Annotated in this window: 20 protein-coding genes and 1 pseudogene; 12 read left to right on the top strand and 9 right to left on the bottom strand. The window is 67.6% G+C overall.

What is annotated here, in order from left to right:
• Positions 1 to 73 precede the first annotated feature (73 nt).
• The 3 genes from Q368_RS0103355 (at position 74) to Q368_RS23705 (ending at position 3,081) form a co-directional block, all read left to right on the top strand.
• A complete protein-coding gene (locus Q368_RS0103355; protein WP_029457318.1) occupies positions 74 to 361 on the top strand; it encodes a hypothetical protein in 288 nt (95 codons plus the stop codon).
• Positions 362 to 406: 45 nt separating this feature from the next.
• Positions 407 to 718, top strand: coding sequence for a hypothetical protein (locus tag Q368_RS0103350; RefSeq protein ID WP_029457317.1), 312 nt, complete (start codon positions 407 to 409; stop codon positions 716 to 718).
• A gap of 365 nt (positions 719 to 1,083) precedes the next feature.
• Positions 1,084 to 3,081 carry a cellulose binding domain-containing protein gene (locus Q368_RS23705; RefSeq protein ID WP_052360008.1) on the top strand — a complete coding sequence of 666 codons (1,998 nt, stop codon included), beginning with the start codon at positions 1,084 to 1,086 and terminating at the stop codon, positions 3,079 to 3,081.
• Between the two features lie 77 nt (positions 3,082 to 3,158).
• On the opposite strand, the gene secF is transcribed toward Q368_RS23705, so the two are convergent.
• The 3 genes from secF to hflK all read right to left on the bottom strand — a co-directional run bounded on the left by secF (position 3,159) and on the right by hflK (position 6,369).
• Entirely contained in the window at positions 3,159 to 4,256 is a 1,098-nt protein-coding gene (secF, locus tag Q368_RS0103340; RefSeq protein WP_029457315.1) for a protein translocase subunit SecF, read from the bottom strand.
• A gap of 146 nt (positions 4,257 to 4,402) precedes the next feature.
• Positions 4,403 to 5,251: a protease modulator HflC gene (gene hflC / locus Q368_RS0103335; RefSeq protein ID WP_029457314.1), complete on the bottom strand. Its 849-nt coding sequence runs from the start codon at positions 5,249 to 5,251 to the stop codon at positions 4,403 to 4,405.
• A complete protein-coding gene (gene hflK, locus Q368_RS0103330) occupies positions 5,248 to 6,369 on the bottom strand; it encodes an FtsH protease activity modulator HflK (RefSeq protein ID WP_029457313.1) in 1,122 nt (373 codons plus the stop codon). The genes hflC and hflK overlap by 4 nt, the downstream gene beginning before the upstream one ends.
• Before the next feature lie 81 nt (positions 6,370 to 6,450).
• Between hflK and Q368_RS0103325 the strand changes: the two genes are divergently transcribed.
• The 6 genes from Q368_RS0103325 (at position 6,451) to Q368_RS0103300 (ending at position 13,431) form a co-directional block, all read left to right on the top strand.
• On the top strand, positions 6,451 to 7,818 hold the full coding sequence (locus Q368_RS0103325; RefSeq protein WP_029457312.1) for a phosphomannomutase/phosphoglucomutase: 1,368 nt from the start codon (positions 6,451 to 6,453) through the stop codon (positions 7,816 to 7,818).
• Positions 7,819 to 7,870: 52 nt separating this feature from the next.
• Positions 7,871 to 8,356, top strand: a complete 486-nt coding sequence (locus Q368_RS0103320; RefSeq protein ID WP_029457311.1) for a hypothetical protein — start codon at positions 7,871 to 7,873, stop codon at positions 8,354 to 8,356.
• Between the two features lie 86 nt (positions 8,357 to 8,442).
• Positions 8,443 to 9,708 (top strand): efflux RND transporter periplasmic adaptor subunit, encoded by a 1,266-nt coding sequence (locus Q368_RS0103315; RefSeq protein ID WP_029457310.1) that lies wholly within the window; start codon positions 8,443 to 8,445, stop codon positions 9,706 to 9,708.
• Positions 9,705 to 10,403, top strand: a complete 699-nt coding sequence (locus Q368_RS0103310) for an ABC transporter ATP-binding protein (RefSeq protein ID WP_029457309.1) — start codon at positions 9,705 to 9,707, stop codon at positions 10,401 to 10,403. Before Q368_RS0103315 ends, Q368_RS0103310 begins: the two co-directional genes overlap by 4 nt.
• On the top strand, positions 10,378 to 11,652 hold the full coding sequence (locus tag Q368_RS0103305) for an ABC transporter permease (RefSeq protein ID WP_029457308.1): 1,275 nt from the start codon (positions 10,378 to 10,380) through the stop codon (positions 11,650 to 11,652). Before Q368_RS0103310 ends, Q368_RS0103305 begins: the two co-directional genes overlap by 26 nt.
• A gap of 234 nt (positions 11,653 to 11,886) precedes the next feature.
• Complete coding sequence (locus tag Q368_RS0103300) at positions 11,887 to 13,431, top strand: glycoside hydrolase family 55 protein (RefSeq protein ID WP_245611275.1); 1,545 nt, start codon at positions 11,887 to 11,889, stop codon at positions 13,429 to 13,431.
• A 96-nt stretch (positions 13,432 to 13,527) separates the two neighbouring features.
• On the opposite strand, the gene Q368_RS0103295 is transcribed toward Q368_RS0103300, so the two are convergent.
• From Q368_RS0103295 to Q368_RS0103270, 6 genes are all read right to left on the bottom strand, one after another.
• Positions 13,528 to 14,748: an aldo/keto reductase gene (locus Q368_RS0103295; RefSeq protein ID WP_029457306.1), complete on the bottom strand. Its 1,221-nt coding sequence runs from the start codon at positions 14,746 to 14,748 to the stop codon at positions 13,528 to 13,530.
• Between the two features lie 98 nt (positions 14,749 to 14,846).
• Complete coding sequence (locus Q368_RS0103290; RefSeq protein ID WP_029457305.1) at positions 14,847 to 16,577, bottom strand: 4Fe-4S binding protein; 1,731 nt, start codon at positions 16,575 to 16,577, stop codon at positions 14,847 to 14,849.
• 3 nt (positions 16,578 to 16,580) lie between these two features.
• Positions 16,581 to 17,621, bottom strand: coding sequence for a DUF362 domain-containing protein (locus Q368_RS0103285; RefSeq protein ID WP_029457304.1), 1,041 nt, complete (start codon positions 17,619 to 17,621; stop codon positions 16,581 to 16,583).
• Positions 17,618 to 18,646, bottom strand: coding sequence for a DUF6599 family protein (locus Q368_RS0103280; RefSeq protein WP_029457303.1), 1,029 nt, complete (start codon positions 18,644 to 18,646; stop codon positions 17,618 to 17,620). The genes Q368_RS0103285 and Q368_RS0103280 overlap by 4 nt, the downstream gene beginning before the upstream one ends.
• Positions 18,647 to 18,654: 8 nt before the next feature.
• Complete coding sequence (locus tag Q368_RS0103275; protein ID WP_052360006.1) at positions 18,655 to 18,930, bottom strand: hypothetical protein; 276 nt, start codon at positions 18,928 to 18,930, stop codon at positions 18,655 to 18,657.
• Between the two features lie 187 nt (positions 18,931 to 19,117).
• Positions 19,118 to 19,528: a hypothetical protein gene (locus Q368_RS0103270; protein WP_029457301.1), complete on the bottom strand. Its 411-nt coding sequence runs from the start codon at positions 19,526 to 19,528 to the stop codon at positions 19,118 to 19,120.
• Positions 19,529 to 19,735: 207 nt separating this feature from the next.
• Between Q368_RS0103270 and Q368_RS0103265 the strand changes: the two genes are divergently transcribed.
• The 3 genes and pseudogenes from Q368_RS0103265 to Q368_RS0103255 all read left to right on the top strand — a co-directional run.
• On the top strand, positions 19,736 to 21,013 hold the full coding sequence (locus tag Q368_RS0103265) for a double-cubane-cluster-containing anaerobic reductase (RefSeq protein ID WP_029457300.1): 1,278 nt from the start codon (positions 19,736 to 19,738) through the stop codon (positions 21,011 to 21,013).
• On the top strand, positions 21,010 to 21,768 hold the full coding sequence (locus Q368_RS0103260) for an acyl-CoA dehydratase activase (RefSeq protein WP_029457299.1): 759 nt from the start codon (positions 21,010 to 21,012) through the stop codon (positions 21,766 to 21,768). Before Q368_RS0103265 ends, Q368_RS0103260 begins: the two co-directional genes overlap by 4 nt.
• Before the next feature lie 337 nt (positions 21,769 to 22,105).
• Positions 22,106 to 22,404 (top strand): annotated as a pseudogene (locus tag Q368_RS0103255) (outer membrane homotrimeric porin); the annotation flags it as partial.

The following is a 22,404-nucleotide window of genomic DNA, read 5'->3' as shown; positions in this document are numbered from 1 at the left end:
CCGGCATTGCCTCGCCGGGCGAAATACGGCATACAGACAGGCAAGGACGCCGTGCGTCCGAGGAGGAAGAGCCATGTCCGATGCCGTCACGCCAGCCGGACACACCGAAGCGTCTCCCTCCGGCCATATCGAGGCCCTGCCCCCAGGCCGCATCGAAGCGTTGCCGCCCGGCCGTTTCGAAGCCGGCCCACCCGGCGCGGTGACGCCGTCGCCGGCGGGCGCCGTGCAGACGTCGCCGGCCGGACACGTGGAAGTGCCCCTGGGAGGCCATGTGGAACCGACGTCCGCAGGCAACATCCAGCCCGTCGCTTCCGGCGTGCTGGAAGTCACGCAGGGCGGCATCGTCAACATCCGGCTGTAGTCCCGCCGCCATGTGACGCGGCATGGGCTCCGCCCGTCATTCGCCATGCAAAAAGCACTTCATCCTTCCCTGCGTCTGATCGTTTGTCTGTTCGCGCTGCTTCTGGGGCTGCCCCTGTCCGGATGCAGCTCGAAAATCGTCCACGCCCCCGACCAGGTGCTGGCCGAAAAGGTCAAATCAAACAAGTACGCTTACATGCGCTACTCCCAGGCCGAGGAGGACGCCCGCCGCGACGGCAACGCCGAGGCTGCGACGCGCTATCGTCAGGCCAAGGAGGCGGCGCTCGAGCAGTACAAGCGCTACGACCAGGAACTGTCCGCGTACCAGTCGCAGCACGCCTCGGGCCTGTCCAAGTAGCCGCCGTCCCTCACCACAGCCGGTCGCTACAATGCCCGGCTGTGGTGGGGCGTCATGCCGGCGTGCCTCTTTCCCGCATCGCCTGACCGTTTCGGTCGCATCCCCCGCGCGTTTCCGCAGCGGAAGCCGTCCCGGGGCGAGACTCCTTTGAGCGCCGGGAATCTTCACACACGGCCGCGCACCGGCCTGTGAAACCCTTCCCACGGTTCCATGACCACTGGCGCATCACCACGGCGGCATCCACCGGATGTGGAACGACGCGGCAGACGCTGCGCACGTCGCCGTACCTGCTCCTTATTGCATGAATTTTGCTGGAGCTTCTCTCCAGAGGCCCTTCCGCTCCCAGTCCCGAACCGGAGAAATGCATGCGAACTTTCCCGTTGCGCCTCCCGCTCCATATCGCGCTGACGCTCGCCTGCCTGCTTGCCCCCCGTGCGGCCTGCGCCCTGGAGAACATCGCGACCGCTTACACGGTGGACCAGGATTGGGGGTCCGGCTTCACCGCCACGCTCACCGTCGCCAACAATTCCGCCACCCAGTCCCTGACCGACTGGACGGTCTCCTTCCCCCTGGCCGGGACCATCCAAAGCTGCTGGAACGCCGTCTCCTTAAGCAGCGACGCCGGCACGGCGGCCTTCGGTCCGGCCTCCTGGAACGGGACCATCGCGCCGGGGGCATCGGTCAGCATCGGGTTCACGGCGGCCCCGGGCGGGCTTGCCGCGCCAGCGGACATCACCGTCACCGGCACGTGGTGCGCGGACTGCGCCACGACCACAACGACCACCACGACCACGACCGGCGACTACCGCATCGACGCCGACCGCGACGCGAACACCTTCACCCTGGGCGTCAACGACCCCTTGCAGATCCATGTCCGGGCGGGACAGACGCGGACCTTTTCCTTCGACAAGACACTCACGGCCGTCACCCCGAGAAACCCGGACGCGGCGCGCCTCGTCGTCGCGGACGGCGCGCTGCGCGCCACGGGCCGCGCCCCCGGCCGCACGGGACTACGCCTGACCTTCGCCGACGGCACGACCCTTTTCATGGGACTGCGCGTGGACAATGCCGACGGCAGCCTGCTGGGACTGCCCGGGCCCGTGGCCCTCGGCTCGGTTTCCGAGGATTCGGATGCCGACCTCGCCTTCTGGCGCGGGCACGAATCGGGCAAGGCCGGCACACGGGCGGACATCCGCTACATCTACATCAACGGCGGCCCCGTCTCCGGCTGGAGCTCCTGGGACCCTGACCGGGCCACCTCCTACGCCAAGGAAAGCCTGGCACTCGGACTCGTGCCCTTCTTCGTCTTCTACAACATCCCGGACGGCGGCGAGAGCTACTACACGGACTTGAGCCACGTGCAGGACGCGTCCTACATGGCCGCCTACTACGAAAACCTGAGCCTCTTTCTCTCCCAGGCAACGGCCGTCATGCAGGGGGAGCTCTACGGCGTGATCCTCGAACCGGACTTCCTCGGCTACATGGAGCAGAATTCCGGGCTCGCCCCCGCGGCCATAACGACCGCCGACGGCACCCTCACGGACACGGTCAAACGCATCAACGCCAAGGTCCGCGCCGAGGGCGGCAACGTGGTTTTCGGCTGGCAATTGAACCTCTGGGCTTCGCCCACGGCCACGGGCGCGCGCGGCGTCATGCGCCGCACCGACGAACGCGACCTCGGCTGGACCGCCGGACGGCAGACCATCGTCGACGCCGCCAAGGAGATCGCCGCCTACGCCGTCGCCGCCGGCATCCTCGAAAGCGACGCGGATTTCGTGTCCATCGACAAGTACGGCCTGGACGCCGGCATCAGCTCTCCCGACGACCCGGACAATTCCACCTGGTTCTGGAACAGCGACCATTGGAACAATTACCTGCTGTTCGTCAAAACGCTGGGCGAGGCCACGGGCAAGCCCATGGTACTGTGGCAGTTGCCCGTGGGACGCATCAATGCCACTTCGCGCGTCAGCGTGCGCACGGGGGAGGCCTTCACGGACCTGGACAACACCTCCCAGCATTACGAGGACAGCTGCGCCACCTTCTTTTTCGGCGACGCCTTCACCGAAACAACCACGCTTCGGGCCGATTATTTCGCCACGAACAAGGCCGGGGACGCGGGCGTCTCCCGCGACGGCACGACCGTGACCTGGAGCGAACACATAAGCGCGCTGCCCGAATACGGCGTCATCGCCGCGCTGTTCGGCGCGGGCGTCGGCGACAGCACCCATGGCACGGGCAACCCGCCCACGGACGGCTGGTTCTTCATCCAGGCCGTCCAGGAATACTCCCTGGCCCATCCCGCCGCGTCCGCGGTGACGACGCTGCCGCCGGCGCCGCTGCTGCTCCTGCTTTCCGGGCAGTAGCCCTTTGCCCCGGCGCAATGAAAAAAGGCCGCCTCCCTGCGGAGACGGCCTTTTGCGTCTGCGAAAGCGTGTCGGCCTCAGGCCTTGGCCGCGGTCGCGTCGCCGCTGGTCGCCGGGACCTTGGGGCGCGGCGTCAGGCCCGAGCCCAGGTCGAGCAGGATGGGGCTGGCCACGAAGACCGAGGAATACGTGCCGGCCAGGATGCCGATGAGCATGGCCAGGGCGAAGTCGTGGATGACCGCGCCTCCGAAGACGTACAGGCAGGCCACGGTGATGAGCGTGGTGCCGGCCGTGAGGATGGTGCGCGAGAGCGTTTCGTTGATGCTCTGGTTGATCAACTGGCCAAAGGGCATGCCCTTGCCCGCGGCGCGGAGATGTTCCCGGATGCGGTCGTAGACGATGATGGTGTCGTTGAGCGAATAGCCGAGGATGGTGAGCAGCGCCGCGACGATGGTCAGGTCGAACTCCTTGTCGAGCAGCGAAAAGAGCGCGATGGTGACCAGAATGTCGTGCAGGTCCGCGACCACGGCCCCGAGCGCGTATTTGAGGCGCATCACGAAGCACAGCGCGAGCGTGATGACCATGGCGGCCACGATGAGCCACACGGTCGACGCGCCGAAGAGCTTGAGCACGTAGATGCCGCCGGCGAGCCCCGCCGCCATCATGCCCGCTGCCATCCAGCGCTGTTCGAAGCGACCGGAAATATAGATGGCGATGAGCAGCACCGAATAGAAGATGGCCTCGAGCGCCTTGCCGCGCAGGTCCGCGCCGACCTTGGGGCCGACCATCTCCAGGCGCTGGACCTCGAAACCCGAATCCGGGAGGTTTTTCGCCAGGGACGCCTCCACGGCCGCGCGGATGGATTCCTGGTGCGCGTCGCTTTCCGAGGCCCGGATGAGGTATTCGTTGGCGTCGTCCTTGCCGAAGCGCTGCACGACCACGTTGTCCAGGCCCACGCCGTCCACGGCCTGGGTGATCGTCTTGACGTCGATGGACTTGGCGAAGCGGACCTGGATGGACAGGCCGCCGGAAAAGTCCACGCCCAGGCGCGGCCCGCCATGCATGGCCAGGGAAATGAACCCGGCCACGATGATGGCCCCCGAAATCAGGTAGGCCAGCTTGCGGTACTTGAGAAAGTTGATGTTGGTGCCGGGCTTGATCAGCTCGAGGACCATCGTTTCCCCCTCTGGGTTGGTGCGGGAATGGCGGACGGAAGGCGCCCGGGCCACCCGCCCGCGGAAATGGGGTTGAACCTTCCGCCAAAGGCGCAGGGCTTGTCAAGGCCGGCGGGCCGGCCCCGGTCACGGGACCGGGGCACGGCCTACCGGAAGTATTTGAGAAACGGGCTCTGGGGCGTGAGCACCAGCCGCGTCTTGTGCGCAAAAGCCTTCTGGTACGCCTCGAGGCTGCGCGTGAAGGAGAAGAAGTCCGGGGCCTTGGTCACGGCCTCGGCCCAGATGGACGCCGCCTCGGCGTCGCCCACGCCGCGCAGCACTTCGGCCTGGCGTTCAGCCTCGGCCAGGAGCACGGCCCGGTCCTTGTCCGCGCCGGACTTGATCTTTTCCATCTCCTCCCAGCCCTCGGAACGGTACAGCTTGGCCTGGCGCTCGCGTTCGGCGCGCATGCGGCCGTAGATGGCCTGGGCGTTTTCCGGCGGCAGGTCGGTGCGCTTGATGCGCACGTCCACGATGTCGATGCCGTAGGGGGAGAGCAGCTGGTTGGACTTCTGCGTCACCTCGCCCATGATCACGGCGCGCTTTTCCGAGACGATGTCCTGGAGCGTGTACTGACCCAGGGCCACGCGCAGTTCGGCGTAGATGATGTCGTCGAGGCGGGCGTGGGCCCGGCCCACCGTGCGCAGCGTGCGGTAGAACAGGAGCGGATTGGCGATGCGCCAGCGGGCGTAGTTGTCCACCACCAGGTTTTTCTTGTCGAGGGTGAGCACCTCGGCCGTCTTGGCGTCGTATTCCAGGAGCCTGGCGTCGAAAAAGACGACGTTCTGGATGAAGGGGATCTTGAAGTGCAGGCCCGGCCCCTTGGCGTCGCCCGTGGGCTTGCCGAGCTGGAGCACGATGGCCGTTTCGGTCTGGTCCACCACGTAGACGCTCTGAAAAGCGGCGACAAGGGCGAAAAAAGCCAGCACCGCGGTGATGATGACGGAAGTTTTCACGGCCGGCCTCCCTTGGGCTTGGCCGGGTCGGCCTTGGCCGCCTCCGGCCGCGCGGCGGCCGTTTCGGGCGCTGCCGGGGCAAGCTGGGTCAGCGGCAGGTAAGGCACCGCCTGGCGGGCCGCGTCGTTGCCGAGCACGATCTTTTCCAGGTCGGGGTTGGCGAAGAGGTTTTCCATGGCCTCGATATAGAGCCGCTCGCGGGTGACGTCCTTGGCCTTGTCGTATTCGGTGCGCAGGGCCGAAAAGCGGTCCGCGCCGCCCTTGGCGCGGCGGATGGTCTGCTCGCGGTAGGCCGTGGCTTCGTTGAGGATCGCCGCGGCGCGGCCCCGGGCCTTGGGCAGGATGTCGTTGGCGTAGGCGTCGGCCTCGTTGATCAGACGGCTTTTGTCCTCGCGCGCGCTGGCCACGTCCTTGAAGGCGTCCACCACTTCACGGGGCGGATGCACGTCCTGCAACTGCACGGCGAGCACCTCGACGCCGCTGTCGTAGCGGTTGAGCATCTCCTGGAGCAGCTTCTTGGCGTCGGTCTGCACCTTGAGCTTGCCCGAGGTGAGCACGGAATCGATCTTGGCGTCGCCCATGACCTCGCGCATGGCCGCCTCGGCCGCGCTCTTGACCGTCTCGTCGGGGTGGTCGACCTTGAACAGATAGTCCACGGGGTTGCCGATCTGGTATTGCACGATGAACTGCGCGTCCACGATGTTCTCATCGCCCGTGAGCATGAGCGATTCCTCCGGCACCGGGCGGCTTTGCAACGTGCCGCCGTCGCGCCCGGCCATGGAGCGGAACCCGATTTCCACCCGGCGCACCTGGGAGACTTTCGGGGTCTTTACGGTCTCGAGGGGAAACGGTAAGTGGTAATGCGGCCCCGGTCCGGTGCTGTAGGCGTAGGCGCCGAAGCGTTGGACCACGCCTGCCTCGTCGGGCTCCACGATGTAGATGCCGCTGGCGGCCCACAAAAGGACCACGACCAACAGCACGAGTTTCGGTCCCCCCGGCAACCGCCCCTTGAAAGAGGACAGTTTCTTGCCCAGATCCTCGCCGAAGCGGCCGGGGTCCGGAATCGGCGAACCCTGGCGGCGTTTTTGCTCAGTGAGCTTTTCCCAATCCCAGTTCATCCCAGGCGGCATAGGAGAGATGCGGGGGAAGGTCAAGGGAAGCCCCCACCGCCGCCGTCGTAACAGCATGGAGGATGCTGCATGAAATCCGTCTCGCCCGGCGTTTTCCGCGCCTATGACATCCGAGGCGTTGTGGACGTCGATTTCGACCCCGACTGGGTGGAGCTGCTCGGCCGGGCGGCCGGGACCTATTTCCTGCGCCAGGGGCACAGTCAGGCCGTGGTCGGCCACGACTGCCGCCTGAGTTCTCCCGAATACCAGGCGCGTCTGGCCGTGGGCCTGGCCTCGTGCGGCATCGACGTGGTGTGCCTTGGCATGGTGCCGACGCCGGTCTTCTACTACGGGGTCAAGGCACTGGGGCGCAAAGCCGGCGTCATGGTCACGGCCAGCCACAACCCACCGGAATTTAACGGCTTCAAGATCTGGTGCGGCGAGACCACCATCCACACCGACGCCATCCGGGAACTCTACGACATCATGGCCGCAGGCGAGTTCGTTTCCGGCATGGGCATCGTCTGCGAGCACGACATCAAGCCCTCCTATGTGGAGCATCTGACCGACCAGATGGTGCTTTCGCGCGCGGTCAAGGTCGTGGTGGACGGCGGCAACGGGGCCGGGGGGCTCGTCTGCGCCGAGGCCCTGCGCCAGTGCGGCGCGCAGGTCGTGCCGCTTTATTGCGAGCCCGACGGCCGCTTTCCCAACCACCACCCCGACCCCGTGGTGCTTGCCAACGTCGCCGACCTCGCGGCGCGGGTCGTGGCCGAGGGCGCGGATTTCGGCGTGGGCCTCGACGGCGACGCGGACCGCATCGGCGTCGTGGACGGCTCCGGCCGGCTCATGTACGGCGACCAGGTCCTGGCCATCTACGCCCGCGCGGTGCTCGCCGCCCATCCCGGGGGCACGGTCATCGGCGAGGTCAAGTGCAGCCACCTGCTTTACAAGGACATCGCCGCCCATGGCGGCGAGCCGATCATGGCCGCCACGGGCCATTCGCTGATCAAATCGCGCATGCGCGAAACCGGCGCGATCCTCGCCGGCGAGATGAGCGGGCACATGTTTTTCGCGGACCGCTATTTCGGCTTCGACGACGGCATCTACGCCGCCGCGCGGCTCGCCGAGATCGTGGCCGCCTCGGACAGGCCGCTCGGGGCCATGCTTTCGGACTGGCCGGCCACGGTCAACACCCCGGAAATCCGCATGGATTGCCCGGATGCGGTCAAGTTCGCGGTGGTCGAGAAGGCGCGTGACTATTTTACGGGCCGCTACGACGTCATCGACGTGGACGGCGTGCGGCTGACCTTCCCCGACGGCTGGGGGCTGCTGCGCGCCTCCAACACCCAGCCCGTGCTGGTGCTGCGCTTCGAGGCCGAGACACCCGAGCGGCTCGCGGCGATCCGCCGCCTGATCGAGGAGCCGGTGGCCGGCTGGATCGCGGAGCTTTCGGCGTAGCCGCTCGCGCCCGCCCGGGCCGGCGGCGGCGTCCGCGCAAGGAGGAATGACGATGCGTACGGTTGCGACGTTTTGCTTTTTTGCCGCGCTCTTGTGTTGCCGCCCGGCCCTGGCCCAGACCTACCATCCCAATCCGGCTCTGGGCGAACTGCTCGCCAAGACGAAATACATCGCCCAGCCCGCCAACGTCGGCGGCAAGAACATCCTGGACAACAGCTGCATCTACAAGGACAGCTTTTCCCTAAGCCCCTCCAGGATGGAACTCGAAACGTGCGACGTCGCCAAAGCCACGGCCGACTTCACGGCCAAGTACGGCCGTCCCGACGCCACCGCCCCGGCTCCGGGCGGCAAGACCCTGCTCGAATATTTTCTGCTCCATAACGACAACAGCTACCACGTGAAGGTGTTCGTGGGCTGTTCCGGCGGCAAGACCGAGACCTTCGCCATGGTCGAGTGCAAGATCGAGAAAAACCGCGCCAAACCCGGCCCCCCGCCCAAGGAAGGCAAGCCGTTCTGGAAGCAGCTTTCGCCGTTTTAGGCGGCAGCCGCACAGACGCAACCCCGATTTGCCCCGCCGCGCCATCCGGGCTATAGGACGGGAAAACCGACCTCCGGATACAACGCATGCGCAGACTGAAGTGGCTCATTGTCCTGGCCGTCGTCGCCGGGGCCGGGATCTACGCCTGGAAAATCACCCGTAAAACCGTCGAACCGCCCCGCGTGCTGGCCACGGCCGAAGCGCAGGTCGGCGACGTGCGCAAGGTCCTCGAGGCAACGGGCATCATCAAGGCGCAGGTCGGGGCCATCGTCAAGATCGGCGCGCGCGCCACGGGCACCATCAAGGAAATGAACGTCAAGGTCGGTGACGAGGTCCACAAGGGCCAGCTCATCGCCGTCATCGACGACCGGGAACTGCGCGCCCAACTCGACGAGGCCGAGGCCAAGCTCGCCCGGACCACGGCCGAACTGGCGCAGGTCGAGGCCGTCTACCCCAAGCGCATCGCCGAGGCGCAGGCCGAACAGCGCCTGTCCCGGGCCAAGAGCGACTACGCCGCCGCCAACCTCAAACGGCAGCAGGAGCTCTACGGCAAGTCGCTGATCGCCCGCGACGTCCTCGACGCCGCCCACCGCGACGCCCTGGTCGGCCAAAACGAGGTGCTCGCCCGCGAGGCCTCCGAGATCAGGTTGCGAACCGAGTTCGAGAAAGAGCGCTTCAAGGCGCAAAAAGCCAAGGAAGAGGCCGAAGCCGTCATCGAGTCCGCCAGGACCAAGATTTCCTACACCCGCATCGTCAGCCCCATCGACGGCGTGGTCGCGTTCGTCACCTCCCAGGCCGGCGAGACGGTCGTGGCCGGGTTGCAGGTGGCCAACCTCATCACCGTGCTCGATCCCACGCGCCTGGAAATGTGGATCTACGTGGACGAGACCGACGTGGGGCAGGTGCACCCCGGCCGTGCCGTGGAATTTCGCGTGGACGCCCATCCCGCCACGGTGTTTAAGGGCAGCGTGGACCAGATCTACCCCCAGCCGGAAATCCGCGACAACATCGTCTACTACCAGGCGCTCGTGCGCCTGGACCCCAAGGAGTCCGCGCAGCTGCGCCCGGAAATGACCACGCAGTGCCAGATCGTGGTCCAGGAGAAAAAGGGCGTGCTCGTCATCCCCAACGCCGCGCTCAAATGGATCGGCGACCGCCAGGTCGTGTTCGCCGTGGCCGGGGACGGCTCCGTGCGCGAGGTCAGCCCCAAGCTCGGACTGGAGGGCCTCAACGAGACCGAGGTGACCGCGGGGCTTTCCCCGGGCGAAAAGGTGGCCACGCAGATCGTGCTGCCGGGGCTTGCCGCGCCGACCGTCAACGCCCCCCGCGCCAACAGGCCGGTGCGGCGATGAGCGCCCCCGCCGACGCCCCGGGCGCGCTGATCGAGCTTGCGGACGTCACGCGGACCTACGTCATGGCCGACACGCCCCACACCGTGCTCGCCGGGGTCACGCTCGACATCGCCTCCGGCGAATTCGCCGCGATCATGGGGCCGTCGGGCTCGGGCAAATCCACGCTGCTGCACATCCTGGGGCTGCTCGACCGCCCCACCTCGGGCAGCTACCGCCTGGGCGGGCGCGACACCGGCGGGCTCGACGACGACGCCCTCTCGCGGCTGCGCAACCAGGCCATCGGCTTCGTGTTCCAGAGCTTCTACCTCGTGCCCTACGCCACGGCGCTCGACAACGTGCTGCTCCCGGGGCTCTACAGCGACACGCCGGGCGCGGCGCTGCGCCGGCGCGGCGAGGCGCTCCTGGCCCAGGTCGGCCTTACCGCCCAGGCCGGACACAAGCCCTCCCAGCTTTCCGGCGGCCAGCAGCAGCGCGTGGCCCTGGCCCGGGCGCTCATCAACGACCCGGACCTGATCCTGGCCGACGAGCCCACCGGCCAGCTCGATTCGGCCACCAGCGCCGAAATCATGGGGCTGCTCGCCACGGTCAACCGCGAGGCGGGCAAGACCGTCATCGTCGTCACCCACGACCAGGCCACGGCCGCCTACGCGCGCCGGCAAATCCTCGTCCATGACGGCCGCATCGCCAAATCCTAGGCGCGCCCTGCGCATCCTGCGCATCCTCTGGCGCATCCAGCGCATGGCCCTGCTTGCGCTCTCCGCGCACAAGGCGCGCAGCGCCTTCGTCATCGCCGCCGTGGCCATGGGCGTGGCGGCGCTCACGGTCATCGTGGCCTCGGTGGATGGCGCGCGGCGCAAGGCACTGGAGATCGTCGATTTCTTCGGCCCGGACGCGGTCATGGTCCTTGGCGGCGACATCGAGAACCGGCCCGTGGGCCAGCGCGTCTACACCCTCACCTGGGCCGACGCGCGGGCCGTGTCGCGCTCCCTGCCCGGGGCCTACGCCGTGCTGCCCATGCGTTCGATCCGCCAGATCACGCTCAAGTACGGCAACAGGAATCACGAATCCCCGGTGGTGGTCGGGGCCACGGAAAACTACGCCAGGGCCTGGAACTGGCCGCTGGCCGAAGGCCGCGACCTGTCCGAGGAGGACGTGGCGCGCGGGGCCAAGGTGGCGCTTATCGGCGACGAGCCGGCGCGTCAGCTCTTCGGCGACGCCTCGCCGCTCGGGCGCACCATCATGGTCAAGAACCTGCCCGTGCAGATCGTCGGCCGGCTGGCCTACCGCGGGCTCTCGGGCGGGGGGTCGGACGTCACCATCGACGACCGCGTCATCATGCCCATCACCACGCTCACCCAGCGCTTCAACCTCGACCGCAAGTACTTCCGCGGACTTCGCGTCAAGTTCCACGACCCGGCCCTGATCGACACGCACAAGGACAACCTGCGCGCCCTGCTGCGCCACCTGCACCACCTCGGGCCCACGGACAACGACGACTTCACCATCATCTCGGCCAGCGAAATCCTCAAGTTCCTCACGGCGTTCACCGGCGGACTGGTCGCCTTCCTCGGCATCACGGCCGGGGTGGCCATCGTGGTCGGAGGCTTCGTACTGGCCAACCTGATGTTTCTAAGCGTCAGCGAACGCAAGGTGGAAATCGGCCTGCGCAAGGCCGTGGGCGCGAGCGGCGCGGCGATCACCGCCCAGTTCCTGTCCGAGGCCCTCTACCTGACCCTGGCCGGCTCGCTGTGCGGCGTGGCGCTCGGCGTGGCACTGGGGGAATCCCTGTCCCGCCTGGGCCTGCTGCAACTGCGCCTGTCGCCCAAGGTCTTCGTGCTCTCCCTTGCCGCGGCCGTGGCCATCGCCCTGGTCTTCGGCCTGAGGCCCGCGCGCAAGGCCGCGGCCATGGATCCCATCGAAGCCCTCCGCGGCGGCGGCGACTGATCCTCCTGCGATCTCCAAAAGACGCTCCGGGTTCCATGCCTCGTGGATTTTCCACAGACAATGGACAGCGTCTTGAGGGCCGTTTTCCTGTCCCCCCTTTCTCAATACACCAACACCCCGTATTCAATATACTAAAATACGAATTCTTGACTTTTTCCACAACGGCATCGCCTGTGCAAATCTTTGGCAACCGGGGACTCCTCCCCCGGCCCAACCCGCGACGCACGGATGCCCATGTTCCTCCCCTCCCGCAGAGTTCTTCTCCTGGCCCTGGCCATGCTGCTGGCAGCGGCCCGAACGGCCCCGGCTGCGACCACCTACGAAGACCCGGCCGCCAGTTGGGACAGGGCCGGGCTGCGCACGTCCCCCCCGACGCCGGTTGCGACCCTCTCCGTGCGCGACTACGGCGCGACGGGCGACGGCGAAACCGACGACACCGCCGCCTTCGAGGCCGCCATGTCCGCCCTGGCCAAGCCCGGGGTGCTGCGCATCCCGGCCGGAACCTACCGCCTGCGCCGCACCCTTTCCCTGGAAAGCGGCATGGTCCTGCGCGGCGACGGGGCACAAAAGAGCCTGCTCGTGTTCGACCTGGGCGGCGCGTCCGACCCCTGCCTGGATTTCACCACCTACAATTCCCGCTCCTGGACGGACTTCACTGCGGACGCGGCCCTGGGCGCGACCACCATCACCGTGGCCAGCGCCAAAGACATGACCGCCGGCGCCTGGGTGGAGATCGAGCAGCAAAACGACCCCGCGCGCATGTACACCGATCCCGAATGGGACCAGGACTGGGCGCAGAGCGTGGTCGGCCAGTTCGCCAGGGTCGTTTCCGTCTCGGGGACCACGGTGACGCTGGACAGGCCGCTGCGCATCGACTTCACCAGGGCGCTCACGGCCCGGGCCCGGGTCTACTCCATGGGACAAAACGTCGGTATCGAGGATCTCGGCCTGCGCCGCGAGGACGCGGGTTCGGGCGGGGAGACCATCCACTTCAAGTACGCCGCCAACTGCTGGGTGCGCCGCGTGGAAAGCCTCTACACCGTCAGCGCCCATGTCTACGCCGAGTCCTCGGCGGCCATTGAGGTCACGGATTCCACCTTCAAGTATTCCCACGACTACGGCGACGGCGGCCGGGGCTACGGCGTGAGCCTGGGCCGGCATGTCTCGGACTGCCTCGTGCAGAACAACGTCTTCGAGACCTTGCGCCACGCCATGATCGTGAGCCAGGGCGCCAACGGCAACGTCTTCGGCTACAATTTCTCCACCATCCGCAAATGCGAAACGACCGCCTGGACACCCTGCGACATCTCCCTGCACGGGCATTTTCCCTTCCGCAACCTGTTCGAAGGCAACATGGTCGAGGAAATCGACATGACGGACTACTGGGGCCCGGCCGGCCCCGGCAACGTGCTGCTGCGCAACATCGTGTCCCAGGAAGGGATCGAGATCATGGACGCTTCCCACGCTCAGGCCGCCATCGCCAACCTGATCCTGGCCGGCGGACCGCTCAGCGTGGAAAAGGGGATCACCGGCACGGTCCTTACAGGCAACATCCTCGTCCCCCAGACGACCAACACCGTGGAAACAACCCTGCCCGAAGGCCCCAACAGTCTCTACCTGGCCGGCGAGCCAGCCTTTTACACAGGTTGCTCCTGGCCCATGCTCTCCTGCCAGGCGGCCCGCAATCCGGCCGGCATGCGTTACGAGGGCAAGACGAGCACCGTGAAGCCGAAACAGGCGTTCCCGGCACAAGCCGTCTTCACACTGCTGCTGCAATGACGCCCGCGCCGCTCCAAAAACCGCGCCCGCCCCGGGGGAACGGGAGCGGGCGCGGCAAGGAGGGTGGGGAAAGCGCCAGGCTTCCCCGCAGGGATGTCAGGCAAGGAGTCTGGAAGCGTCTTCCATGATCGCGGCGATGGCCAGCCCGCGCGGACAGGCCGCCTCGGCCCGGGAGAAATCCAGGGAGGAGGGCTCGCGACGCAGCGCCTCGGGCAGGCTCGCGTAGAGCTCCCTTGCGATGGCCGTTTCGCCGTAGTCGCGATGGTACATCATGGCGCGCATGACGTCGGCCACGGGCACGGCCCCGCCCATGGCCGCGCCGCACAGGCCGGCGCAGCCCGCGCAGTAGTCGCCGTGCGTGGCGTCGGCAAAGGCGCGCAGCGCATCGAAGTCCTCCCGGGCGAGCGCCGTGGCGTCGCGCGCGGCGGCCACGTTGGCCGAGAGGATGGTGAGATTTGGCATCTGGGAGCAGGCCGCGGCGATGTCCGGGTTTTGCCAGATGGCCTTGAGCTTGGCCTGCTTGTCGGTGAAGCCCTTTTCCAGGAACCGGCCGGCCATGTCCAGCTCCGCTTCCGAGTCGGTCTTGACCGGGCCGCCGCCCTGCGTCTTCATGGCCACCACGCCGATGCCCGCCTTGGCGCAGGCCGCGATGGCCTCGCGCATCTTCTGCTCGTGCATGAGCCGGAAGTTGTAGGACACCATCACCGCGTCGATCCAGTCGAGTTTGGCCGCGCCGAGCAGGCAGTCCTCCATGTTGGCGTGGGAGCTGAAACCGAAGAACTTGATCTTGCCGGCCTTTTTCTTGGCCGCCGCCCAGTCGCGCATCTGCCCGTCCATCTCGCCGATGCCCGAGATGCCGTGGACATAGAAAAGGTCCACGTAATCGGTCTTGAGCCGGGCGAGCGCGGCGTCCAGGCGCTCGTCGAACTTGCCGCCCTTGGGCACGAGCTTGGTGGTCAGGACGATCTGTTTGCGCGCTTCGGGATTGCGCGCGAAAAAGCGGCCGTAGCCCTCTTCGGACATGCCGTTGCCGTAGGCCTCGGCCGTGTCCCAGAAGTTGACGCCCCAGCCCAGGGCCTGGCGCAGGAGCAGCTGGTTGTTGATGGTGTCGAACATGCCGCCGAGGTTTAAAATGGACACCTCGAGTCCGGTCTTGCCAAGCTTGCGCCGGGGCATGGGGCCGGGGGCGGCCTTTTCGGGCTCGCCCGCGGCAAGGGCCGGGCCGGGCAGGCCCATGCCGGCCACGGCCAGCCCGCCAAGCCCCAGGGTCTTCATCAGGTCGCGCCGGGTGAAACCGGCCTTTTTTTCCGCAGCCATCGCCGTCCTCCTTGGCGCGCGGGCTCCCCCGCGTCGCGCCCCGCAGGGCCGTATGCGTCATCACCCGCCCGCCGCGTCCGGCAATGGGCGGGAAAGCGTCAGGCCAGCATCCGTCCCGGGCCCGAGCGCGATTCATTTTCGCGCGTCACGCGGATGGCCCGCAGCCCCGACACCGGGCATTCGTGCTCGCACATGCCGCAGCCCACGCAGCGCGCCGGGTCCACGTGGGGCTGCTGGAGCCGCACCACGATCTCGGCGCGGCGGCCCTGGCCGAGGTCGGGCAGCGGTTTTTCGAGCGTCAGGCTCGCGCCGGCAAGGGACACGATGCGCCTCACCGCTGCGTCGGGAAAGCCCGCCGGGCGCAGGAAATAGTCGCCGCTGCCGCAGTTTCGGCCCGTGCCCGGCGCGGCGGCAAGAGCCAGGACCGCGCCGTGGGCGTCGGCGATATCCACGGCCCCGCCGAACACGGGCTCGAAGACCGTGCGCACGCCGATGGCCTTGGGGCTGACCGGGCAGACCTCCTGGCAGACGATGCACGGCCGGCCCATCGCCCAGGGCAGGCAGCGCGTGCGGTCCACGAACGCCGTGCCCAGGCGCAGGGGGCCGGCGGCGGCGAAGTCGCCGCGCCCGAGCTTTTCGGCGAGCGAAAAAGGCCGGATGGCCGCCGTGGGGCAGACCTGCCCGCAGGCGATGCAGTTTTGCAGGCAGCCGGCCCTTCCCAGGCGGTAATCAAGCGCTGGCGTCCACAGCCCGGCGACGCCGGCCACGGTCACGGCCGGCTGGATCACGCCCGCCGGGCACACGCGCATGCACTGGCCGCAGCGGATGCAGCGGGCAAGGAACCGGTCCTCGTCAAGGGACCCGGGCGGGCGGATGAGGCTCGCGCTCCGGCCCAGGGCCTCGGCCCCGCCCACGCGCCACAGCGGCGCGGCAAGCGCGCCGGCGGCCAGCGCCACAAGGGCCCCGCGCCGGGAGAGATCCGGCAGCGCCCGCTCGCCGCAGGCCGACGGGCGCGCACCGAAGCCGATGCGGCCCGTGGGGCAGGCGCCCAGGCAGTTCATGCACAGCACGCATTCACTGAGCAGCAGTTCCCCGGACGGCCGGCAGCCGCCTTCGCAGTATTCCTCACAGCGCCGGCACGTGCCGCACGCTTTCGCGTCGGCCTTGCCGATGCGCCAGGGTACGAAGCGCACGGCAAGGCCGAAGAGCGCCCCGAGCGGGCAGACGTAGCGGCAAAAAAAGCGGGGCCGCCACAGGTTGGCGGCCAGGATGGCCAGCAGGAGCAACCCGATGGCGCAGGCCCCGGCATAGAAGCGGCCTTCCCCGTGGATGCCGAAACGGCCGGGATCGACCAGCGGCAGCACGGCGAGGTTGACGCCGCGCGCGACCAGCGGCAGCGGGTCGAGCAGCCCCGTCTGCACGCTGCCGAGGGCCGCCGCACCCAGGAAAAAGGCCAGCAGCACGTATTTGACGCCCTGGCCGCGGCCAGGCACGTTTTCCGCCGCACGTCGCGCCGCGCCCGCCCGCCGCCGCCACAGCCAGCCGACAAGCTGGTTGAGCGCGCCCAGGGGACAGGCGAAGCCGCAGAAGAAGCGGCCGAGGAAAAAGGTTACGCCCAGGACGAGCAGTGCCCAGAAAAGCGGCGCGTAGAGCGTGTGCGTGGAAAGCACGGTCGCCAGCGCCGTAAGCGGGTCGAGGGAGAGGAGGAAGTTGATGGGCCAGCCGCGCAGCTGCCAGAAGGCGTCGCCCACGGTCGCGACCACGCAGAACCACAAAAAAAGCAGCACGAAGAAGGTCTGGCTCACGCGCCTGGCGACGACGATGCGCATGGCTTAGCCCGCCGCCGGTTCGGTGTTGACGGTGACGGGGTGCATGCTCGCCACGTCCATGGTGCCGACGCCGGCCGCCTGGGCCAGGGCGAGATAGGGCAGGTCCGCGGGCGTCTTGCCGAGAAGCGTCACGCCGCGCGTGTCCGTGGCCACGGGATCGGGCGACAGGTACATGACCCCGGCGGCGCGCAGGTCGGAGAGCGAACCGCCCGTGGGGCCGTTGGTCATCATCACGGTCGTGCCGTCGAGCACGCACAGCGTCGGGCGCAGCATGCCGCCGAGTTCGGCGATGATGCCGTTGATGTCCTGGTGGAAGATGTTGCGCCGCCCGCCGAGGAGTCCGTAAAGATTTTTGAGCGACATGGAGGCCACGGCCCGCTGGTGGTCCTTGACCGCGGCCAGGGCGATGACCTTGGTCACGCCGGCAAAGGCCCCGGTAAAGACCGGCCAGTCGGTGAGCAGCCGCCCGCCCGGCAGGGAGAGCGGGGAGAAAAGTGCCGGACGCGGCAGGATGATCCGCGCCCCGGCCGCCCGGGCCGCATCGCCCAGGCCCGAGACCTCGAAACAGCTTTCGGGGTTGTTTATGGGGTTGTCCGCGACGAGCACTTTCGCGGCCCCGGCCTCGCGGCAGGCGGCGGCCACGGCGCTTACAAGCTCCGGGCTCGTGGTCGCGCCGAGGATGGCCGGCGAGGCGATGACGGCGTTGACCTTGAGCAGCACCGTGTCGCCCTTGGCGATGAATGCGCCCATGCCGCCAAGGGCCGCGACCCCGGCCTTGAACATGACGGCGCGGTCCGTGCCGTGCACCTCGGCCAGGCGGGGCTTGCCGGCCTGGGGCGAGGGCGCGGCGAAATCGCCGAGCGTCGTCAGCGTCCGGGCGTTCTCCACGGCCGCCGGCCCGGCCGGGTCGCGCAGGGAAAGCCCAAGTCCGCCCACGGCCACGGCCGCCGCGCCCGCTGCGGCCAGGCGCAGCAGAAAATCCCGGCGCGACAGCGGTCCGGGGCTTCCCTTGGCCGCAGCGGGCCTCTTCCCATGCTCGTTCATGGCATGCGTTCCTTGAGGCTGGCCGCGAGCTTCGCGGCCAGCTCCAGGGCGGCCTCCCGGCTGACGGCGTCGTGCACGCCGGCGACAAGCCCGCCCCTGGTCCAGATGATTTCGAAGGAGCCGGGCGCTGCCAAAAGGACCGCGCCCTCGGGCAATCCGGCCACGTCCTCGCGGGCGTAGCCGTTTTGGGTCAGGAAAGCGGCAAAGGCCTTGGCGCCGGCCGCTGCCGCGTCCGGCGTGTCGCGCGCGGCCAGAAACGCCGTGGCCGCGCCGTGCGGCATGGCGTAGTCGGCCGTGTAGACGTTGGAAAACCCGGCCATGCCCATGGCGTCGGAGGCGGCCAGACGCAGGCTCGCCGCGTCCTGCCCCGTTTCCGGAAAGAGCGTCCTGGGATCGGGGGCCGCGCCCGCGGCGTCGGCGGCCGGCTTTTCCTCGGGCATGCGCGCGGCGAGTTCCCGGGCGACCGCGGCCAGGGCGTCCCGGGTGGCGGCATCGGCGCGGTCGGCGGAAAGCTCCACGTAAAAGCGGCCCCTGGTGAAATAGAGGGCGTTTGGCGTGGCGTAGGCGTCCGGGGAAAGATCGCTTGGCGTCGCGCCAGGGCGGCGCTGGCCGCTTAGAACCGCGTAGGCGTCCCGGGGCGAGGCCTGGGCGTAGACGTAGGCATCCAGGCGCGCGCCCGAGGCCAGGGAAAAGGCGCGCACGGACATTTCCTTGAAACTGGCCGCGAGATACAGCTCGGCCTTGCCGTCGATGCGGTCGGAAAGCGTCTCGGCGTCGTAGCTTTCCACCGGCCCAGCCGGCGTGGTTCCCGCGAGCGCATCGAGAAAGGCCGCGGTCTCGAAGGCGTGCCCGGCGGCCAGCCCGGCCGAGGCCGGCGGGGGCAACGGAGACGTGGCCACGAGCACGGCCGGGGAAAAACGCGATTGGGCAAACCCCAGCCAGACAGCCAGGGCGACGAGCACGGTCAGCACGGCCAGCGACGCCGTGCGTTCGGCGCGGCCCGGTCCCAGACGACGCAAAGCCATGGCGGCTCCTATGGGACGGCCTTTCCGGCCTCGACGCGCCAGGCCGTGGGACAGGTCCGGGCGGCGACGAAATCGGCCACGGGCCCGAAGAGGGAGTCGGACCGGAACTCGTCGGCGGTGAAGTCCCCGTCCAGGAAGGCCTTGGGCGGGGCGTAGGGCGCGTAGCCCAGTTCCTTGCGCAGGGCCATTGCCCGTTGCGATTGGGCCGAAACGTAGGCGACCCCGCCGGACAATGCCGCGAGAACCGCCTGCAACACCGCGAACACAATGAAAAAACGCGGCATTCCGCCTCCCGCCGGGCGCGTACCCGGACTCCGAGGAATCTACCTGCCGCAGTAGCAAAATCCAAACGCCGCTGGCAAGGAGTATGCAAAAAGTGCCTAGCCCGTTGCGACAGCCCCACCCCACCGGCGGGTGACCGCAAAGACGAGGGGCCGGACGCGTCGCGCCCGGCCCCTCGTGCGATGTCGTTCAGGACGACGAGGAACTGCCCCGGTAATGGGGGGACTTTTCGATCAGGTCGGTCAGCAGCAGCACCATGGACAGATCCCGCTTGTTGACTGGTGTGACGGCCGAAAGCACGTAGTCCTTGAGCGACGCGCCGGTTCCCGGCAGTTCCCTGGCGTCGCCCTGCTTGGTGTTGTGCACGGCTTCGAGAAACGAAAGCAGCAGGTACGGCCACACGTCGTCGTAGTAGAGATGGTAGTCGAGGATCTCCTTGATTTTCATGATGGCGTATAATATATTATCTATTTGACGATAATCCCGGGTCCACAGATCCCGATCGCTCAGACGCGGCCGCTTTGGCGACAGGTTCGTTGCCATCCCCTGTCCCGGCTCCCGCATCCGACGATGGTCGTCGAGATGCACTATCTGGGCCATGCGCCTCCCTCCCTGGCGGCTTGCGTTCCGGCTTCCGGCCGGTCGCGTGATGCTCACAGCCCTTTTCGGACGCCCCGGGAAATCCTTTAGCGGGGCAGCGATAGTTTATTACAATACTATCATGACGAAATGATTGGAACTAACGATTTCACGCCGGGACAAGAGGCGGATATCAGGGAGGATCACCTTTTTCTCCTGGAGGAAGCCATGACGGATGCGGCCCATGCGGCGATGTGGGAACGGCTCGACCTGGACATCGAGGCCCACGACGCCCTGCTTGCGGTTCTGGGCAAGTTCTACGGCGACATCTACCTGTCCCAGCAGGGGCGACTCAAGGGCGCGGAGTACCTGGACTTCGTGCTTTCCGAAGTGCACGGCCTGCGCATCAAGGAAATCCAGGACGCCAAGGCGGCCGGGAAGAAAGTCGTGGGCACGTTTTGCGTGTTCGTGCCCGAGGAGCTGACATTGGCCGCCGGGGCCTTGCAGGTGGGCCTTTGCGCCGGGGCCAAGGCCGGCACGGAAATGGCCGAAACCCTCGTGCCGCGCGGCACCTGCGACCTCATCAAGTCCTTCGTCGGCTTCAAGCTGGCCCGGCTTTGCCCCTACACCGAATCCTGCGATCTCGTGGTCGGCGAGACCACCTGCGACGGCAAGAAAAAGGCCTACGAGGCCTTCGGCGCACATGTGAACATGCACGTCATGGAAGTGCCCCAGTGCAAGGCCCCCTGTGACGCGGACCTCTTCCGGGCCGAACTCGTGCGCTACAAGGACGCGCTGGAGGCGCTCACGGGCAACGCCATCACCGCCGCCGCCCTGGCGGAAGCGACCAGGCGCGTCAACGCCAAGCGCCAGGCACTCCAGCGCCTGGCGAAACTGCGCGCCGCGGATCCGGCCCCCATCTCCGGCCGCGACGCCCTGCTCGTCAACCAGATCAGCTTCTACGACGACCCGGACCGCTTCACGGCCAAGGTCAACGAACTGTGCGACGAGATGGAGGCGCGCATCGCCAAGGGCGAGGGCGTGGCTCCCAAGGGGACGCCCCGGCTGCTTCTGGCCGGCTGTCCCATGGCCGTGCCCAACTGGAAGCTGCCGTACCTCATCGAGAGCTCGGGCGCGGTCATCGTCGGCGAGGAGTCCTGCATCGGCGAGCGCAACACCCGCGACCTGACCGACGAGACGCCCGCGGACCTCGAGGCCATGCTCGACGCCCTGGCCGCGCGGTATATGAAGATAGACTGCGCCTGCTTCACCCCCAACGACGAGCGCCTCGGGCATATCGCGGCCATGGCCAGGGAGCTCAAGGCCGATGGGGTCATCCACTACGGCCTGCTTTTCTGCCAGCCCTACGCCCACGAGGCGATGAAGGTCGGCAAGGCCATGGAGGCGGCGGGCGTGCCCTACCTCGCCATCGAGACGGACTACGGCATGGAGGATGCGGGCCAGCTCAAGACCCGCGTCGAAGCCTTCGTGGAGACGCTTTCGTGACGGACGTCGCGGGCCTGGACATCGGTTCCCGGTCCATCGAGGCCGTGGTGGTGCGCGGCGGGGAGGTCGTCTCCATGCGCCGCGCCCCCACGACCTTCGATCCGTTGGGGCAGGTGCGCGCCCTGTTTCCGGACGGTGTGCCCGGACGGCTGGCCGTGACCGGCTACGGCCGGGAACTAGCCCTGTCGCACTATCCCCATGCCCGCACCGTGACCGAGATCAAGGCCCACGCCATGGGCGCGGCGCGGCTTTTCCCCGAGGCCGCCACCCTGCTCGACATCGGCGGCCAGGACACCAAGGCCGTCTCGCTCCTGCCCGGCGGCAAGGTCGGCCGCTTCGAGATGAACGACCGCTGCGCCGCGGGCACGGGCAAGTTCCTCGAATACACGGCCACGGCCTTCGGCCTGACCGTGGACGCCTTCGCCGCCCTGGCCCTGGCCGGCAACGACCCGCCGCCCATCAGCTCCATGTGCACGGTGTTCGCGGAAACCGAGGCCACGACGCTCATGGCCCGGGGCGTGGCGCAGGCCGACATCGCGCTCGGGCTGCACAAGGCCATCGTGTCGCGCACCGTGGCCATGCTGTCCCGGGTGGGGCTGCGCGCGCCGCTGGTCTTCGTCGGCGGCGTGGCGAAAAACCCCTGCGCCGTGCGCCTGGTGGCCGAGGCCGTGGGGTTCGCCCCGCTCGTGCCTGCGGAGCCGGACATGACCGGTGCCCTCGGCGCGGCGCTCTGGCTTGCGCAAACGCCCGCCTGAACCGTCTCCGGCCCTCTACGGACACCGTCCCCGATCCGGCCCGCGCGGGACATGTTTCCGGCCACCGTCTCCAGACGCCGCACATTCAAGATGGACATATGTTTCTTTTTCGAGAGCATCCATTTTTACAAAAAAACACCTACAAATTCGGCATGTTATGCAATCATGGCCGCAATCGGTTTACATTTGAGAAAAATATTATTTTCTTACAATGATCTTATTGCAATATTAACGCCCTCGCCTTAAAGAAGAGCCACGTCCTTCCCGGATTAGCCACCGGGGCATAGGGCGCGTCGTGGTTGTTTGCACAGCAATCCGCATGAGATCGGAGGAAGAGATGAAAAAGCGTTTGGGAGCACTGGCCCTGGCGGCCGGCATGGTTTTCGGTGCCATTGGCGCCGCCCATGCCGCCACCGAGGTCAAGATGACCGGTGATGCGCGTGTTTACGGCAACTTCTTCGAAAACCGCAACTACACCGGGTGGAACAAGACCGGCACCAAGACCGAAGACACCTTCGAGATCTGGGAACGGTTCCGCCTGCGTTCCGACTTCGTCGCCAACGAAGCCGTGAAGTTCCGTCTGGGCATCAAGGTGGAAGATACCTGGGGCCACGGCACCTTCACCGCCGCCAACCC

Origin of the sequence: Solidesulfovibrio alcoholivorans DSM 5433 (genome assembly GCF_000702665.1) — a bacterium.
Taxonomy (GTDB): domain Bacteria; phylum Desulfobacterota; class Desulfovibrionia; order Desulfovibrionales; family Desulfovibrionaceae; genus Solidesulfovibrio; species Solidesulfovibrio alcoholivorans.
This window is presented reverse-complemented; position numbering and strand designations above follow the sequence as displayed.